Source organism: Kitasatospora sp. NBC_00374, assembly GCF_041434935.1.
In the GTDB taxonomy this organism is placed as follows: domain Bacteria; phylum Actinomycetota; class Actinomycetes; order Streptomycetales; family Streptomycetaceae; genus Kitasatospora.
The window spans coordinates 5983421-6000196 of record NZ_CP107964.1; the positions used below are offsets into that span (position 1 = coordinate 5983421).

At 72.8% G+C, this 16776-nt stretch carries 13 protein-coding genes and 1 riboswitch; of the genes, 3 read left to right on the forward strand and 10 right to left on the reverse strand.

Going from position 1 to position 16776, the window contains the following annotated elements; genetic code table 11:
* Window positions 1-38: 38 nt before the first annotated feature.
* Together OG871_RS26705 and OG871_RS26710 are read right to left on the reverse strand one after the other, a co-directional pair.
* Window positions 39-1565 (reverse strand): cobyric acid synthase, encoded by a 1527-nt coding sequence (locus OG871_RS26705; RefSeq protein WP_371500008.1) that lies wholly within the window; start codon window positions 1563-1565, stop codon window positions 39-41.
* Between the two features lie 160 nt (window positions 1566-1725).
* Window positions 1726-2691 (reverse strand): cobalamin biosynthesis protein, encoded by a 966-nt coding sequence (locus OG871_RS26710; RefSeq protein WP_371500010.1) that lies wholly within the window; start codon window positions 2689-2691, stop codon window positions 1726-1728.
* Window positions 2692-2782: 91 nt separating this feature from the next.
* Window positions 2783-2896: riboswitch (cobalamin riboswitch) on the reverse strand.
* 453 nt (window positions 2897-3349) lie between these two features.
* On the opposite strand from OG871_RS26710, the gene OG871_RS26715 reads away from it, so the two are divergent.
* The 3 genes from OG871_RS26715 (at window position 3350) to OG871_RS26725 (ending at window position 6824) form a co-directional block, all read left to right on the forward strand.
* Window positions 3350-3934, forward strand: coding sequence for a helix-turn-helix domain-containing protein (locus OG871_RS26715; RefSeq protein ID WP_371500011.1), 585 nt, complete (start codon window positions 3350-3352; stop codon window positions 3932-3934).
* Between the two features lie 117 nt (window positions 3935-4051).
* A complete protein-coding gene (locus OG871_RS26720) occupies window positions 4052-5152 on the forward strand; it encodes an alpha/beta hydrolase (protein WP_371500013.1) in 1101 nt (366 codons plus the stop codon).
* A gap of 166 nt (window positions 5153-5318) precedes the next feature.
* On the forward strand, window positions 5319-6824 hold the full coding sequence (locus OG871_RS26725) for a hypothetical protein (protein ID WP_371500015.1): 1506 nt from the start codon (window positions 5319-5321) through the stop codon (window positions 6822-6824).
* An 83-nt stretch (window positions 6825-6907) separates the two neighbouring features.
* On the opposite strand, the gene OG871_RS26730 is transcribed toward OG871_RS26725, so the two are convergent.
* From OG871_RS26730 to OG871_RS26765, 8 genes are all read right to left on the reverse strand, one after another.
* The gene (locus OG871_RS26730) at window positions 6908-7789 is read right to left on the reverse strand and encodes a phosphatidylcholine/phosphatidylserine synthase (protein WP_371500017.1); all 882 of its coding nucleotides are present in this window, start codon (window positions 7787-7789) and stop codon (window positions 6908-6910) included.
* On the reverse strand, window positions 7776-8468 hold the full coding sequence (locus tag OG871_RS26735; protein WP_371500019.1) for a phosphatidylserine decarboxylase: 693 nt from the start codon (window positions 8466-8468) through the stop codon (window positions 7776-7778). The genes OG871_RS26730 and OG871_RS26735 overlap by 14 nt, the downstream gene beginning before the upstream one ends.
* Window positions 8469-9024: 556 nt before the next feature.
* Entirely contained in the window at window positions 9025-10227 is a 1203-nt protein-coding gene (locus OG871_RS26740; RefSeq protein ID WP_371500021.1) for an acyl-CoA dehydrogenase family protein, read from the reverse strand.
* A gap of 162 nt (window positions 10228-10389) precedes the next feature.
* A complete protein-coding gene (locus OG871_RS26745; RefSeq protein WP_371500022.1) occupies window positions 10390-10893 on the reverse strand; it encodes a MaoC family dehydratase in 504 nt (167 codons plus the stop codon).
* Between the two features lie 33 nt (window positions 10894-10926).
* Window positions 10927-11889, reverse strand: a complete 963-nt coding sequence (locus tag OG871_RS26750; RefSeq protein ID WP_371500024.1) for a CoA ester lyase — start codon at window positions 11887-11889, stop codon at window positions 10927-10929.
* A 21-nt stretch (window positions 11890-11910) separates the two neighbouring features.
* Entirely contained in the window at window positions 11911-13935 is a 2025-nt protein-coding gene (locus tag OG871_RS26755; RefSeq protein ID WP_371500026.1) for a protein meaA, read from the reverse strand.
* 8 nt (window positions 13936-13943) lie between these two features.
* Window positions 13944-15281, reverse strand: a complete 1338-nt coding sequence (gene ccrA / locus OG871_RS26760; RefSeq protein WP_371500027.1) for a crotonyl-CoA carboxylase/reductase — start codon at window positions 15279-15281, stop codon at window positions 13944-13946.
* A gap of 379 nt (window positions 15282-15660) precedes the next feature.
* Window positions 15661-16551 carry a TetR family transcriptional regulator gene (locus OG871_RS26765; RefSeq protein ID WP_371500029.1) on the reverse strand — a complete coding sequence of 297 codons (891 nt, stop codon included), beginning with the start codon at window positions 16549-16551 and terminating at the stop codon, window positions 15661-15663.
* Window positions 16552-16776 lie beyond the last annotated feature (225 nt).

Consider the following 16776-nt stretch of genomic DNA (forward strand, 5'->3'; position numbering starts at 1 on the left):
ACTCTCCAGACTTCTCACGGTGCCTCCGGCGGGACTTGTCACGGTGCCCCCGGCGGGACGAACGGCAGCGAGCCCGCGACGGGCACCCCGCCCTCGATCAGCTTCCACAGCGCGTCGGTGTCGGCGTGCTCCTCGATCAGGTCTCCCAGTCGGTCCAACCGCTCCTCGCGGGCGGCGGCGAACGAGGTGTCGGGCGCGGGGACGAAGGCCCGTCCCGCCAGGGCCGCCACCTCGCGCAGCAGCGCCCGGCGGAAGCCGTCGTTCTCCAGTACCCCGTGCCAGGTGGTTCCCCACACCGCGCCGAGGCGGCAGCCGTCCAGACCGCGCCCGTCGCCGTCGCGGACGAACGGCTCTCCCCCCTCCACGCCCACCACCCCGTGGTGGATCTCGTACCCCTCGACCCGCTCCCCGTACGCCTCGCCGACCGGCCGGGCCAGCACCTTCTCGGCGCCGAACACCACCCGGGTCGGCAGCAGGCCGAGCGCGTCGACGGTACCGGCCTTCGACTCCACCTCGTCGACGATCTCCCGGCCCAGCATCTGGTAGCCGCCGCAGACCCCCAGCACCGGCTGCCCGGCGGCCGCACGGGCCTTCAGCGGGGCCTCCAGACCGCGTTCGCGCAGCCAGGCCAGGTCGGCGACGGTGGCCCGGGTGCCGGGCAGCACCACCAGGTCCGCGTCGGCCAGTTCCTCGGGCCGGGTGGCCCAGCGGACCAGCACACCCGGCTCCTGGGCCAGCGCGTCCAGGTCGGTGAAGTTCGACAGCCGGGGGAAGCGCACCACGGCGACCCGCAGCACGTCCGCGCCGACCGGGCCGCTCACCGCGCCGCGCTCGACCACGGTGGTGAGGTCGAGCGAGTCCTCCGCGTCCAGCCACAGCCCGGCCAGCATGGGCAGCGTGCCCAGCACCGGACGGCCCGTCAGCCGGTGCAGCATGTCGAGCCCCGGCGCGAGCAGCCGCGCGTCGCCGCGGAACTTGTTGACGAACCAGCCGGCCACGTGCCGCTGGTCCTCGGCCGAGAGCAGCGCCAGCGTCCCGTACATCGCCGCGAACACCCCGCCGCGGTCGATGTCGCCGACCACCACGGTCGGCAGTGCGGCGGCCGTCGCCAGGCCCATGTTGGCGATGTCCCGGTCCCGCAGGTTGATCTCCGCCGGGGAGCCGGCCCCCTCGCAGACCACCACGTCGTACCGGCCGCGCAGGTCGGCCAGGCACTCCAGCGCCCGCTCCAGCAGGACGGGCTTGCGCTCCCGGTAGTCCAGCGCACCGACCTCGGCGACCGCCCGGCCGAGCAGCACCACCTGACTGCGGCCGTTGGCACCGGGCTTGAGCAGCACCGGGTTCATCGCGGCCTCGGGCTCGACCCGGGCGGCGGCGGCCTGCATCGCCTGGGCCCGGCCGATCTCGGCGCCGTCCGCGGTGACGAAGGAGTTCAACGACATGTTCTGCGCCTTGAACGGCGCGACCCGCACACCCTGCCGGGCCAACCAGCGGCAGATACCCGCCGTGACCACACTCTTGCCCGCGTCGGACGTCGTCCCGGCCACCAACAGCGCGTTGCTCATGTCTGCCTCCCTGTCCTGTTCCGCCCGCGGCCGCGCAGCGGCGCACCGCCGTAGCCGGGAGCACTGCGGCGTGCCCGGGGGTCGGCCGTGTGCGTGGGGCCGCCCGGCGGTGTGCCGTTGCGCGCCCGGGTGTTGACCTCTGAGCGGCGGGCTGTCGGCTTCATGAACGGGCCCGGTGGCGCCGGGTGAGGGTCCAGGCCGCGCGGGCCGCCACGGTGGTGGCCAGCGCGAGGGCGCCGACGCGGCGCGAGAGCACGCAGGCCCGTTCGACGTCGTCGACCGTGACCGGCCGCAGCTCCGCGCCCAGCACCGGCCGGTGCTCGACCCGCTCGCCGTAGTGCAGGGTGCCGCCCAGCCGGACGCCGAGTGCGCCGGCGAAGGCGGACTCGGCCTGGCCCGCGTTGGGGCTGGGGTGTGCGGAGCCGTCGCGTCGCCAGATCCGCCAGGCCCGCCGGGGGTCGGGGGAGGCGGCGACCGTCAGCAGGGCGGTCAGCCGGGCGCCGGGCCAGCCGGCCACGTCGTCGAGCCGGGCGGAGGCCCAGCCGAAGCGGGTGTGCCGGGCCGAGCGGTGGCCGACCATGGCGTCCAGGGTGTTCACGGCGCGGAAGGCCAGCAGTCCGGGGGTACCGGCCAGGGCGCCCCAGGTCAGTGCGTTCACCACGGCGTCGGCGGTGTTCTCGGCGACCGACTCGACCACGGCGCGGGCCAGCTGCTGCCCGTCCAGCGCACTCGGGTCGCGTCCGCACAGGTGCGGCAGCCGGTCCCGGGCGGCCGCCAGGTCCCCGGCCCGGAGCGAGCCGCCGATGGTCCGCGCCTCGCGGGTGAGCGAGGTGCCGCCGAGGACGGTCCAGGTGGCGGCGGCGGCCAGCGCGGCCCGGCCCGCGGGGGAGCGGCCGAGGGTCCGTTCGGCCAGGACGGCGGCGGCCGCGACACCGCCGACGCAGGTGGCGGTGTAGGCGGCCCCGACGGCACGGTGGTCGCGCCAGACGGCGCGCTCCAGCCGGCCGGCGGCCGAGCCGAACAGGGCGACCGGGTGGCCGCGGCGGGGGTCGCCGTACCGGGTGTCGGCCAGATAGCCGGCGACGGCGCCGAGCAGCGGGGGGAGGGCCGGGCTCAGTCGGCGCACGGCGCAGCGAGCGGGGCTCGGTCGGGGGCAGCCGGCATGGCGTGCGTGTCCTCACTCAGGGTCCGCGCCCTGGATCGACGAACGGCGGCGAGAGTCTCCTGGCTTCCGGGTCGGACGCACTCTCGGGCCGCCGGTCAGGCGGCCGGCCGAGCGTGCTCCCCGGTGACAGTGGCGGGACCGCGCCGGACTCGCACCGGCTTCCTCTCCTTGCCTCCGTATGGCGCAAGGATCCCATCACGGGGCTCGTCCGGGAGTCAACCAGCCCGGCGGAGGGCTTGATCACACGTCATCAGCCCAGCTCACCGGCGCGCCGGGCGCCGTCCGGGCCGGTGTCGACCGGGTGGCCGGGGCGGGCGGTCCCGCCGCCGGCAGGTGGCCGCGAACTACCCGCGTAGCGTGCGAAGGTGACGGGGCGCCGTCACTACCTCCGAGTAGTCCGGGCTTTCCGGAGCCCCGCGCTGGACGATCGCCCAGTCCACTGTCTGAGTGTCCAACCGGCCTTCGTGTGTTCAGCGGCTACAGGCACCGCCGCCCCGCGCATAGCTTCGGTCCCATGCGACGAAGACAGCCCACCCCAGCCCCGGTGCCCTTCTCCCCGGCGGCCGCCCGGGCTCACCGAGCCGGTCTCGGTCTGACGCCGGAACAGGTGGCCGAGGGCATGGCCGCACACGGCGTCCGGCTGCTGCCCGGTCATGTGATCGGCTGGGAGACCGGCGAGATCAGGCCGTCGGAGGAGGAGTTCATCGCGCTGTCACGGGCCCTGTGGTGCCCGCCGGCCCAGCTGATGGCCACCCGCCCGGCCAGCCTGCGCGACTTCCGCCTGGCCCGGGAGCTCAGCCAGGAGCAGGCCGCCCGCCGGATCGGCGTCCCGCCGCAGACGTACGAGAAGGCCGAGACCACCGGGAGGTGGACCGGCGACGAGGAGCAGACCCGCGCGCTGGCCCATGTCCTGGGTCTGGGCCTGCGCGGCCTGGTGCTGGTCACCCACCGGCGGGACGAGCTGGACCAGCGGCTGCGGCAGGTGGTCCAGGGCCGCTGGCAGGCCCAGCTGAAGGCGGTCGCCCGGCTGGTGCCGGTCGACCGCGAGCAGCTCGCGGACGTCCTGGCGGAGCTCCAGGGCGAGTACCAGGTGCCGATGCACTGGGGCGCCGCCACCCCGGCCGCCGAGGAGCAGCCGCGCAAGCCGCTCGCGAGCCGGTTCTGGGAGCTGCTCGCCCGCCGGCCCACCGAGATCCCGGTCTGACGCGTCGGCCGCCCCCCGGCCCCTCGAACGGACGTGTCCGGTGGCTGTGCCCCGGCCCGGACGGTGGACTGGGACCGCATCGAGTTCGGTCCGCGACCAGCACACCGGGGAGCAGCTATGCGTTGGGGAACCGCCGCCATCGTGGCCGCCGCCGCCGTCGGGACCGGAGCGGCGGTCCTGCTGGTCGGCCGCCGGGTCGCCGCCCGGGTCCACCCGGCCGGCGCCGAACTCGGCCCCGGCGCCTCCCTGCGGGTGCACCGGCTCGCCCCCGGTCTGGTCACCCTGACCCGCACCCCCGACTCGGTCCGCCCCGGCCGGTACGCCCTGGAGTGGGGGGACAACGGGCACGCGGTGGTCGGCGAGCCGGTCGCCACCGACGCGCAGACCGTCACCCGCCGGCTGGAGCGCGCCGACGTCGGCACGCTCGCGACCGGTACCGAGGTCCGGATGACCCCCCGGGTGTACCGGGGGGACCCGCTCGGCGCGGTGGGCATCGCGTTCGAGGACGCCGAGGTGCCCGGCGACCTCGGGCCGCTCCCGGCCTGGTACATCCCGGCGGTCCGCGGGACCTGGGTGGTCCTGGTGCACGGCCCGGGGGGCGACCGGTCGCAGGTGCTGCCGGTGCTGCCGCTGCTGGGGTCGCTCCAGCTGCCCAGCCTCACCGTCACCTACCGCGGCGACCGGGGTGCCCCGGCCGTGGCCGAGAGCCACGGGCGGTTCGGCGAGACCGAGTGGGTAGACGTCGAGGCGGCGGTCCGCACCGCGCTGGCCTCCGGCGCGAGCAAGGTGGTGCTGTACGGCTGGTCGCTCGGCGCCACCCTCGCGCTGCGGACGGCGGCCCGCTCGGACTGGCGCGGGTCGATCAGCGGGCTGGTGCTGGACTCCCCGGTGCTGGACCGGCCGGCCACGGCGGGCCGGTCCGGGGTGCCGGCCCGGCTCGCCGCGCTGGGCGCGTCGGCCGCCCGAGGCCGTTCCGGCACGGACCTGGCCGATTCCGCCCGTATCGCGGACGGCGGGGACCTCCAGGTGCCCGTGCTGCTGATGTACAGCCCGGACGACCGGGTCGCGCCGCCGCAGGCCGCCGAGCGGCTGGCGGAGCAGGCCGAGAACCTGGTCAGTCTGCACGCCGTGCCCGAGGCCGGGCACGCGGCCCTGTGGAACGCGGACCCGGACGGTTACCTGGAGAGCCTGCGGCGCTTTCTGACCCCGCTGCTTTGAGCCGGAACGGCCACGGATTGTTGACGTGTACTTGGCGTTAATCGCGGGTGCCCGGCCCGGTTTGCGGGCCCTTGCCCGAATCCGGGACCACCCCCGGCCCGCCGGCCGCAAAGACGCGCCGCACCCGATGTGACAGAACGCCCGTACAAGGGGAAGACTGCACGGCGTGACGTCTCGGAACCCGCGCGACCGTGATGCCCCGCTCCCGCCGACGATCCGTACCGGTGCGACGGTGACCCGTCTGCCCGGCACGGCCCGCCGAGCCGACAGCGCACCTCAGGGCAGCCCCGCCGCAGCCCGCCGCCGTACCCCCCAGCCCAAGCCCGGGCGTGGCAGGGTACCCGTACCCGACGGCTTCCCCGCCCCCGCCGAACTGGCCCCGCTCGCCCGGCGCATGCTCGCCGACGCGGTCCGGGTCGCCCGCTGGGCCGGCGAGCTGGGCGAGGTCGACAAGCGCGGGGAGCTGCTGCCCGACGACGCGCGGGCGGCCGGGCTCGCCCTCGCCATGACCGTCGCGGCCGCCGCCAAGGCCTGGGGCCAGGCGCTGCAGATCGGTCTGGTCGAGCTCCGGGACGGCGGTGCGGGCCCCGGCTGGCGGCTGCACGCCTGGGAGCACGACGACGAGGCCGTGGTCCGCGGCTGGTCGGCGCTGTTCGACGCCTGGACCCTGCTCGCACCCGTACCGCCCGCCGCCATGCGCGGCGTCTTCGCGGTGCTCGCCGGGCAGGCCGTCGACCAGGCGCCCCAGCTGCTCTCCTTCCTGCACCTGGTGGACGGGCCGGTCCCCGACAGCGAGCTGCTGGAGCTGCTGCGGCGCGGCCTCGACGAGCGCCGGGTCGGCGTGGCCGTCGGTGCCGGGCCGCTCTCGCCCGTCCCGCACGCCGCCTCCGCCGTCTCGGCCGTCCGCGGCACCTGCCGCGAGCCGCAGATCGACACCCTGCCGGCCTCCGGCGACGTCGCCGCCGTCCTGGACTGGATGCTGGACGGCCTGGCCGCCGTCGGGGCGCTGACCCGCCGTGACGAGGCCGCCGAGCTCTCCCCGCTGGGGCACTGGGCGGTCCGCGCCAAGCTGGAGGAGATCTGCACGGTGGCGCAGACCGCCGCCGGGCACATCGAGCAGAGCGCCCCCGAGCTGCTCAGCGCCTGCGCCGACTACTCGCCGGGCCCCGCCCGCGCCGAGTACCGCGCCTGGGTGGCCGCCCGCCCGGCCGACCGCGCCGTCGCCGAGCTGATGGACGCCGCCCGCGGCGAGGACGCGCTGGTGCGCGGCCTGGCCTTCGAGGCGCTCCGGGTGGCCGGCCGGACGGCCGAGGCGGCCGTCCGCGAGGCCGTCGAGGAGGCCGTGCTGCGCCCGTACGCGCTGCTCTGGCTGGCCGAGCAGCTGGACGAGGGGGGAGTCTCCCCGGCCGACGTGCTGGGCGCGGAGGACGCCGCCTGGCTCTGGGTGGACACGGCGGCCGCCGTGCTCGACCACGGGGAGACCGAGTTGCTGGTCGGGCATGTCGAGGGGGCGTCGGCCGGCGAGCCGGTCCGGCTGTTCAACCGGGCCCGGCAGTCGGGGCACCCCAGGGCGGCCTCGGTGCTCACGGCGGTGGCCGGGGTGCACCCGGACCCGGCGGTGGCCCGGGCGGCCCGCAGGTCGGCCTTCAGCGTCCACCGCGGCGGCGCGTAGCCGCCGGCCGCACCGCGGCAGGCACGCACGACGAAGGGCCCGGATCCTGGTGGATCCGGGCCCTTCGCGTGGTACGACCGGGGTCAGCAGCCCCGGGACTCGGCGCGGCGGGCGCGCACGTCGCCGACCTTCTGGCCCACCTTGCGGCGGATGACCAGCAGCGGCGCCATCGCGGCCAGCGCGATCTGGGCGACCGCACCGATGTGCATCAGCGTGTCGCCGCCGGGCAGACCGGCCGCCCAGGAGGCCAGGCAGCCGATGCTGACGACGATCCAGGCCAGCGTGGCGGTGGCCAGCAGGCCCTGCGGCTTCGGGTACTCGATCCGGCTCACCATCAGGTAGGCCACACCGAAGATCATCAGCAGGCCCGGCACGAACGGCGGGTCCAGCAGGACGATCGCGATCACCGTCATCGCGCCCATCGGGCAGGGCATGCCCTGGAAGATCCCCGGCCGCATCTTGACGGTCGAGAACCTCGCCAGTCGCAGCACGACCGAGAGCAGCACGGTCAGCGCGATGAACGCCGAGAGCTGCTGGTTGCTGTCGGGCGAGACGATGCCCCAGACCGCGACGAAGTACGCCGGCGCGATACCGAAGCTGATCAGGTCGGCGAGGTTGTCCAGCTCCGCGCCCAGTGCCGAGGAGCGGAGCTTGCGGGCCACCAGGCCGTCGAACAGGTCGCACATCGCACCGATCAGCAGCAGCGTCACGGCCGTCGCCGCGCTGTGCTTGTCCGGCGTGTTGGACTCGCCGGTGAGGTGCGGCATCAGGACCCCGGTGGTGATCGAGTAGATCGCCAGGAAGCCGCAGACGGCGTTCCCCAGGGTCAGGAAGTCGGCGGTGGACAGGTGCTGCGGCGAGCGCGGGGCCCGCAGCTCGCGGTCGCGCGCCCAGCGGCGGCGGCGCAGGTCGGTCTCCGCGTCGTCGTCGAGTCCGACGAGAGTCTCAGGATCAGTCACGGTCAAGGCGCGTCACCCCGGCGGTGGTCTTCTGGCCGACCTCGACACCGGCCTCGATGCCGGCCGGCAGGTAGGTGTCGACGCGGGAGCCGAAGCGGATCAGACCGACCCGCTCGCCCTGCTCGACCTTGGTGCCGGCGTCGATGTAGGGCACGATGCGACGGGCGACGGCGCCCGCGATCTGCACCATCTCGATGTCACCGAGCTCGGTGTCGAAGTGCCACACGACGCGCTCGTTGCGGTCGCTGTCCTTGTTGAACGCCGGGACGAAGCCGCCGGCGACGTGCTCCACGGACGTCACGGTGCCGGGCAGCGGCGCGCGGTTGACGTGCACGTTGAGCGGGCTCATGAAGATCGCGACTCGGGTCCGGCCGTCCGGCCAGGCGTCGATGGACTGCACGACACCGTCGGCCGGCGAGATCACTCTGCCGACGCCGATCTCACGCTCGGGGTCGCGGAAGAACCACAGCATGCCCGCGCTGAGCGCACAGGCAGGGACGGCCGCCAGGGCCCACTTGCCGTTGCGCTTGGTGAGAGCGCTGGTGACGGCGGCGGTGGCCAGAGTGGGGACGAACCAGGGTGTGGCTCCGCGCGCGATGGTCACGCGGGGTCGCGGGCCGGCCGCGGGGGCGACGAGGGCATCGCGGTCCTGGACGGAGGTGTGAGGGGACGGGCTGATGGGCATCGAAGACCTTTGTCGCGGGCCCCGAGGGACAGAGCATGGCCGCTGGACGGGGGCCACCGCGGGGTTCGGGTGATAAGTGGACGGCTGCTGTCCCGGTGGATGCTATCGGGACCAGACGGTAGGTGGGCAAGCCGCCTGCTCGTGGAACTCTCCAGTGCGGTACCCAGGTGTGCGTGCTATGTGTACGACCGTAGCTCGGCCCGGTCCCGTTCCCAAGGGTCCGGACGAATCGGGTGACCCATGTCTCACCACCGGAGCGGGCCCGGATCGTGACCGGCGCGTTCTGCGAGGCCGCGCCGGAGTCGGGGGCCGGAATGGCGTCGCAGGGGCGCCGGAGAGGCGCTCGGAGGGCGCTGGAGAGGCGCTGGAGCGGGGCCGTAAGGCGGGAAGAGGCGGCCGCAGGGCGCGTACGGCAAGAACGCGCCCTGCGGCCGCCTCAGGGCGCCACACGGCCGCCGAGGGCCGACCAAGCCCTCGGCGGGTGCGGCGGGGCCGGGGCGGGCCCGCACGCCCGCGCCCGGCCGGGCGGATGGTCTCGTCGGGGAGACCGGCCGGCTCAGTCGGCGAGCCGGTACTCCTCCAGCAGGCGGCGGCCCACGATCATCTTCTGGATCTCCGCCGTACCTTCACCGATCAGCAGCATCGGCGCCTCGCGGTACAGCCGCTCGATCTCGTACTCCTTGGAGAAGCCGTAGCCGCCGTGGATCCGGAAGGAGTCCTCGACGACCTCCTTGCAGTACTCGGAGGCGAGGTACTTGGCCATGCCGGCCTCCAGGTCGTTCCGCTCGCCGCTGTCCTTCTTGCGGGCGGCCATCACCATCATCTGGTGCGCGGCCTCGACCTTGGTGGCCATCTCGGCCAGCTTGAACTGGATCGCCTGGTGCTCGGCGATCTTCTTGCCGAAGGTGGAGCGCTGCTGGGCGTACTGGATGCCCAGCTCGAAGGCGCGCCGGGCGACGCCACAGCCGCGGGCGGCCACGTTGACCCGGCCGACCTCGACGCCGTCCATCATCTGGTAGAAGCCCCTGCCGGGGACGCCGCCCAGGATCCGGTCGGCCGGGATCCGGACGTCCTGGAGCACCAGCTCGGTGGTGTCGACGCCCTTGTAGCCCATCTTCTCGATCTTGCCGGGCACGGTGAGGCCCGGGACGGTCTCGTTCGGCCCGAAGCCGGGCGTCTTCTCGATCAGGAAGGTGGTCATGTTCTTGTACGGGGTCGAGCCGCCCTCGTCGGTCTTGCAGAGGACCGCGACCAGGGTGGACGTGCCGCCGTTGGTCAGCCACATCTTCTGGCCGTTGAGGACGTAGAACTCGCCGTCCTTGACGCCCTTGGTGGAGATCGCCGCGACGTCGGAGCCGAGACCCGGCTCGGACATCGAGAAGGCGCCGCGGATCTCGCCGGCCGCCATCCGGGGCAGGAAGTACTCCTTCTGCTCCTGGGTGCCGTGCGCGTTGATCATGTGGGCGACGATGAAGTGCGTGTTGACGATGCCGGAGACCGACATCCAGCCGCGGGCGATCTCCTCGACCACCAGGGCGTAGGTCAGCAGGGACTCGCCGAGGCCGCCGAACTCCTCCGGGATGGTCAGGCCGAAGAGGCCGAGCTGCTTCATCCCTTCGACGATCGCGGCCGGGTACTCGTCCTTGTGCTCCAGCTCGGTCGCGACCGGGATGATCTCCTTGTCGACAAAGTCCCGCACGGTGGCGAGGATGTCCCGCTGGATCTCGGTGAGGCCGTCGGTCTGTGCGAGGCGTCCCATCGTGCGGCTCCGTCTCTGGGGAAATGCGCTGAGGGTGGGGGAAAGGGTGTTGCCGGGGGCCCGACCGGCGTGGCTGCGGCAGCCGGGCCCCCGTACCGGAGTGGGATCGGCCGATGACGGCGGCCTGCCCAGCCGGGGTTCGTGGGGTGGTGAGGCCGAGGCCTAGGAGAGCGGCTCCGGGCGGCCGGGCTGCTCGCCGCCGCGGGCCTTGATGTACGTCTCCGTCGGCACCATCACCTTGCGGCGGAAGATGCAGACCACCGTGCCGTCCTGCTTGTAGCCCTTGGTCTCGACGTAGACGATGCCGCGGTCGTCCTTGGACTTGGACGGCCACTTGTCGAGCACCAGGGTCTCGCCGTAGAGGGTGTCGCCGTGGAAGGTCGGCGCGATGTGGCGCAGCGACTCGATCTCCAGGTTGGCGATCGCCTTGCCGGAGACGTCCGGGACGGACATACCGAGCAGCAGGGAGTAGATGTAGTTGCCCACCACGACGTTCTTGCCGAAGTCCGTCGTCTTCTCCGCATAGTTCGTGTCCATGTGGAGGGGGTGGTGGTTCATGGTCAGCAGACAGAAGAGGTGGTCGTCGTACTCGGTGACCGTCTTGCCGGGCCAGTGCTTGTAGACCGCGCCGACCTCGAACTCCTCGTAGGTGCGTCCGAACTGCATGATTCAGATTCCTTTAAAGAGAGGGAGGGGGGGTCAGGCCTGCGGGGGCTCGAACTTGCTGGTGCGCTCGAAGCCCGCGGCCCGGCCCTTGCCGGCGATGACCAGGGCCATCTTGCGGCTGGCCTCGTCGATCATCTCGTCGCCGAGCATCGCGGAGCCCTTGGCGCCACCGGCCTCCGAGGTGCACCAGTCGTAGGCGTCCAGGATCAGCTCGGCGTGGTCGTAGTCCTCCTGCGAGGGCGAGAAGATCTCGTTCGCGGCGGCGACCTGGTCGGGGTGCAGCACCCACTTGCCGTCGAAGCCGAGGGCGGCGGCGCGGCCGGCCACCTCGCGGTAGCCCTCTGCGTTGCGGATCTGAAGGTAGGGGCCGTCGATCGCCTGCAGATCGTGGGTGCGGGCCGCCATCAGGATGCGCATCAGGATGTAGTGGTAGGCGTCGGCGGGGTAGCCGGGGGGCTGCTGGCCGACCACCAGGGTCTTCATGTTGATCGAGGCCATGAAGTCGGCCGGGCCGAAGATGATGGTCTCCAGCCGCGGCGAGGCGGCGGCGATCTCGTCGACGTTGACCAGGCCCTTGGCGTTCTCGATCTGCGCCTCGATGCCGATCTTGCCGACCTCGAAGCCCATGGTCTTCTCGATCTGGGTGAGCAGCAGGTCGAGCGCCTTGACCTGGGTGGCGTCCTGGACCTTGGGCAACATGATGCAGTCCAGGTTCGGCCCGGCACCCTCGACGACGGTGATGACGTCGCGGTACGTCCAGTGGGTGGTCCAGTCGTTGACGCGGACGACCTTGGTCTTCTTGCCCCAGTCACCGTTGTTCAGGGCATCGACGATGTTGTGCCGGGCGCTCTCCTTGACCAGTGGGGCGCAGGCGTCCTCCAGGTCGAGGAAGACCTGGTCGGCCGGCAGGCCCTGGGCCTTCTCCAGGAAGCGCGGGTTGCTGCCGGGTACGGCCAGGCAGGAACGGCGGGGCCGGAGGCGGTTGACAGTGGTCATGAGGGGGTTGGTCCTTCCCGGTCAGCTGGTCGCAGCGGTGGCGGCGGCCCAGGGCTGAAGCCTGTTGGCCAGCCGGATCTCGTCCACGATCCGGCCGATGATGGTGGTGATGCCGAAGTCCTTGGGGGTGAAGACCGCGGCGACACCGGCGGCCTTGAGAGTCTCGGCGTCCGCAGCGGGGATGATGCCACCCACGATCACTGGCACATCCTCCACCCCGGCCCGGCGCAACCGGTGCAGGACGTCCGGAACCAGCTCGGGGTGGGCGCCGGAGAGGATGGACAGGCCCACGCAGTGGACGTCCTCGGCGACGGCCGCGGAGACGATCTGCTCGGGCGTCAGCCGGATCCCCTGGTAGACCACCTCGAAACCGGCGTCCCTGGCGCGGACCGCGATCTGCTCGGCACCGTTGGAGTGGCCGTCCAGGCCGGGCTTGCCGACCAGCAGACGCAGCTTGCCGGTGCCCAGCTCGGCCGCGGTGGCGGCGACCGCCTCGCGGACGGCGGCGAGCTCGCCGCCGGGCTCGGCGGCCACGGCCACCGGCGCGCCGCCGACCCCGGTGGGGGCGCGGTACTCGCCGAAGACCTCGCGCAGGGCGAAGGACCACTCGCCGGTGGTGACCCCGGCACGGGCGCAGGCCAGCGTGGCGGGCATCAGGTTGTCGGCGGTGACGGCGGTGGCCTTGAGCTCGGCCAGCGCCGTCTGGGCGGCCGCCTCGTCCCGGCCCTCGCGCCAGTCCCGCAGGGCGGTGAGCACCGACTGCTCGGACGCCGGGTCGACGACCATGATGGCCGCGTCGAGGTCGGCGGTGAGCGGGTTCTCCTCCGTGGTGTCGAAGCAGTTGACCCCGACGATCTTGTCCTCGCCGGCCTCGATCCGGGCCCGCCGCTCGGCGTGCGAGGCGACCAGGTTGGACTTGAGGTAGCCGGACTCGACGGCCGGGATCACCCCGCCCATCTCCAGCACCTTGGCGATCTCGGCCTCGGCGCCGGACAGCAGCTCGGCGGTCTTGGCCTCGATCACCGCGGAGCCGTTGAAGATGTCGCCGTACTCCAGCAGGTCGGACTCGTACGCCAGCACCTGCTGGATCCGCAGCGACCACTGCTGGTCCCACGGCCGGGGCAGGCCGAGCGCCTCGTTCCACGCCGGCAGCTGGACGGCGCGGGCGCGGGCGTCCTTGGAGAGGGTGACGGCGAGCATCTCCAGCACGATCCGCTGGACGTTGTTCTCCGGCTGGGCCTCGGTCAGGCCGAGCGAGTTGACCTGGACGCCGTAGCGGAAGCGGCGCTGCTTGGCGTCCTCGATGCCGTACCGCTCCCGGGTGACCTTCTCCCAGAGCTGGTTGAAGGCCCGCATCTTGCACATCTCCTCGATGAAGCGGACGCCCGCGTTCACGAAGAAGGAGATCCGGGCGACCACCTCGCCCATCCGCTCCGGCGGCACCTGCCCGGAGTCCCGGACGGCGTCCAGCACCGCGATCGCCGTGCACATCGAGTACGCGATCTCCTGGACCGGGGTGGCCCCGGCCTCCTGCAGGTGGTAGCTGCAGATGTTGATCGGGTTCCACTTGGGGATGTGGGCGACCGTGTAGGCGATCATGTCGGTGATCAGCCGGACCGAGGGGCCGGGCGGGAAGACGTGCGTCCCGCGCGACAGGTACTCCTTGACGATGTCGTTCTGGGTGGTGCCGGTGAGCTTGGCGATGTCGGCGCCCTGCTCCTCGGCGACCACCTGGTAGAGCGCCAGCATCCACATCGCGGTGGCGTTGATCGTCATCGAGGTGTTGGTCTGTTCCAGCGGGATGCCGTCGAACAGCGTCCGCATGTCCCCGACGTGGCCCACCGGGACGCCGACCCGGCCGACCTCGCCGCGGGCGAGGATGTGGTCAGAGTCGTACCCGGTCTGGGTGGGCAGGTCGAAGGCGACCGAGAGGCCGGTCTGGCCCTTGGCGAGGTTCCGCCGGTAGAGCGCGTTGGAGTCGCTCGCGGTGGAGTGACCGGCGTAGGTGCGCATCAGCCAGGGCCGGTCACGCTTCTGAGTGCTCATCGGAGGTCCTAGATGTCGCGGAAGCGGTTGATGGCCGGCAGGTGCTTCTCGCGCAGCTCCGCGTCGCGCACGCCCAGGCCCTCGGACGGGGCCAGGCAGAGCACGCCGACCTTGCCCTGGTGCTTGTTCTGGTGCACGTCCAGCGCGGCCTGGCCGGTCTGCTCCAGCGAGTAGACCTTCGACAGGGTCGGGTGGATCTTGCCCTTGGCGACCAGCCGGTTGGCCTCCCAGGCCTCGCGGTAGTTGGCGAAGTGCGAGCCGACGATCTTCTTCAGCGACATCCACAGGTAGCGGTTGTCGTACTGGTGCATGTAGCCGGAGGTGGAGGCGCAGGTGACGATGGTGCCGCCCTTGCGGGTGACGTAGACCGAGGCGCCGAAGGTCTCGCGGCCCGGGTGCTCGAAGACGATGTCGACGTCCTCACCGCCGGTCAGCTCGCGGATCCGGCCGCCCAGGCGCTTCCACTCCCGCGGGTCCTGGGTGTTCTCGTCCTTCCAGAACCGGTAGCCCTCGGCGCTGCGGTCGATGATCGCCTCGGCGCCCATGGCCCGGCAGATCTCGGCCTTCTGGTCGTTGGAGACCACGCAGATCGGGGTGGCGCCGCCGGCCAGCGCGTACTGGGTGGCGTACGAGCCGAGGCCGCCGCTGGCGCCCCAGATCAGCACGTTGTCGCCCTGCTTCATGCCGGCGCCGTTGCGGCTGACCAGCTGACGGTACGCGGTGGAGTTGACCAGGCCCGGGGAGGCGGCCTCCTCCCAGGTGAGGTGGGCGGGCTTGGGCATCAGCTGGTTGGTCTTCACCAGCGCGAGCTGGGCCAGGCCGCCGAAGTTCGTCTCGAAGCCCCAGATGCGCTGCTCCGGGTCCATCATCGTGTCGTTGTGGCCGTCGGAGCTCTCCAGCTCGACCGACAGACAGTGCGCGACGACCTCGTCGCCCGGCTTCCAGGCGTTGACGCCCGCGCCGGTGCGCAGCACCACGCCCGCGAGGTCGGAGCCGAGCACGTGGTACGGCAGGTCGTGCCGCTTGGTGAGCGGGGACAGCCGGCCGTAGCGCTCCAGGAAGCCGAAGGTGGAGACCGGCTCGTAGATCGAGGACCACACGGTGTTGTAGTTCACCGCGCTGGCCATCACGGCGACGAGGGCCTCGCCCGGGCCGAGCTCCGGCAGCGCGACGTCGTCGAGGTGCAGGGACTTACGAGGGTCCTTGTCCCGGCTGTCGAGGCCGGCGAACATCTGCTCCTCGTCCTTGTGGAGCGTCACGGCGCGGTAGGAGTCCGGGAGCTTGATCGCGGCGAAGTCCGCCGCGGAGCTGTCGGAGCTGAGGATCGCGTCGAGGATTTCCTGCATGGCTGCCTCCGAAGGCGTACCTGTGTTTGAGGGCGCACAGGGCGTCTGGGGGAGCCGGGAGCGGACACCGGCTTCGCTGAGGGTCTGGGTGGGTCTGCGGTGCGACTGATGGGTGGGTCGCCGAGGTGGTGCTGGTACTGCCGCCCCCAACGGTGCGGGGACGCCCGGACACGGCGCGCCGAGGTGGGGAGCCGCGGCGCCGCGACTGGTGGGTAACAAAGTAGTGGCACCCTGTGCCACTCGTAAAGACACCGGGTGTCACCAGTTCGAGTGAACCCGATGACAGTTCGATAACCGGCGGGCCGACACATCGAAGGCCCGCCCGGAAAACTCCCGGACGGGCCTTCGAATCTGCTGTGACCTGCGTGAATCGCCTGCGTTAACCAGCCTGGGAGCCGGCCAGGGCCGCCCTGATGGAATCGACCACCAGGTCCAGCGGAGCGTCGGTGCGGGCCACTGTGATGAGCACCTCACCTCCCGGGCTGGCACTGAGTGCGCTCACCGCCGCAGCCTCCAGCGGTGACAGCGAGTCACTTGTGGCACCGGGTGCCACAGCGGTGCCACGGCGCCGGGCACCGCTCGGCGGGGTCGGCCAGAACGTCCCGCGGATCACGTCGAAGGAGTGGTCCAGCTGTGACTCCACGTCCCCGTGCCCACCGGCCCGCAGCCAGCGTCTCAGCACGTGGTTGTGGGCCGCGACCACCGCCGCGGCCGACACCTCGGCCAGCATCGAGTCGTCGTCCCCGCCCCGCTGCCAGCTCGGCGGGGTCTCCTCCGCCGCGTCGAAGCGCCCGAGCAGGTACCGGGTGAACAGCCGCTCGTACCGGGCCACCACCGCGATCTCCCGCTCGCGCAGCGCCGGCACCTGCCGGATCAACTGGTACCGGGCGACGGACACCGCCGGGGTGGAGGCGTACATCCGGAGCACCTCCTTGATGCCCCGGCACACCACGTCCAGCGGATGCTCCTCCGAGTCCGCGCTCGCCAGCAGGTCGGCCACCCGGACCAGGGTGTCGTCGTGGTCCGGGAAGATCGCCTCCTCCTTGGAGCGGAAGTACCGGAAGAACGTCCGGCGGGCGACCCCGGCGGCGGCGGCGATCTGATCGACCGTCGTCTCCTCGTAGCCCTGGGTGGCGAACAGCTCCATGGCGGCGGTCGCCAGGTCCTGGCGCATCTGCTGGCGCTGGGCCGCCGCCCGCCGTCCGCCCGCGCCCGCTTCCACCGCCGGCCGTGCGACGTCCTGCTCCGAGGGTGACTGATCCCGATCCATGGCCGGAACGCTACACGCACCGGGAGCGGCTGCCCCCGGCTTCGTCCGGCGCACCGGAACCGCCGCCGTCCCCACCGCGGGCCGCGGCCACCGGGTACCCGCGGACGTGCCCGCGGGCAGTGTGCCCCAGGCCGGCCCGGCCTGCCGCCGGGGCCCGCCCGGCAGCACCCCGGGCACCCCGGACGGAACCCCGCCGGGCACGCCCGGACGGCCCGTCGCCCGGCC

Bases quoted from the DNA above. Each gene is read 5' to 3' on its own strand.
- OG871_RS26715 (WP_371500011.1), top strand. From the start codon at position 3,350: ATGGCCGCACACGGCGTCCGGCTGCTGCCCGGTCATGTGATCGGCTGG.
- OG871_RS26755 (WP_371500026.1), bottom strand. From the start codon at position 13,935: ATGAGCACTCAGAAGCGTGACCGGCCCTGGCTGATGCGCACCTACGCC.
- ccrA (WP_371500027.1), bottom strand. From the start codon at position 15,281: ATGCAGGAAATCCTCGACGCGATCCTCAGCTCCGACAGCTCCGCGGCG.
- OG871_RS26740 (WP_371500021.1), bottom strand. From the start codon at position 10,227: ATGGGACGCCTCGCACAGACCGACGGCCTCACCGAGATCCAGCGGGAC.
- OG871_RS26745 (WP_371500022.1), bottom strand. From the start codon at position 10,893: ATGCAGTTCGGACGCACCTACGAGGAGTTCGAGGTCGGCGCGGTCTAC.
- OG871_RS26705 (WP_371500008.1), bottom strand. From the start codon at position 1,565: ATGAGCAACGCGCTGTTGGTGGCCGGGACGACGTCCGACGCGGGCAAG.
- OG871_RS26750 (WP_371500024.1), bottom strand. From the start codon at position 11,889: ATGACCACTGTCAACCGCCTCCGGCCCCGCCGTTCCTGCCTGGCCGTA.
- OG871_RS26735 (WP_371500019.1), bottom strand. From the start codon at position 8,468: ATGCCCATCAGCCCGTCCCCTCACACCTCCGTCCAGGACCGCGATGCC.
- OG871_RS26720 (WP_371500013.1), top strand. From the start codon at position 4,052: ATGCGTTGGGGAACCGCCGCCATCGTGGCCGCCGCCGCCGTCGGGACC.
- OG871_RS26765 (WP_371500029.1), bottom strand. From the start codon at position 16,551: ATGGATCGGGATCAGTCACCCTCGGAGCAGGACGTCGCACGGCCGGCG.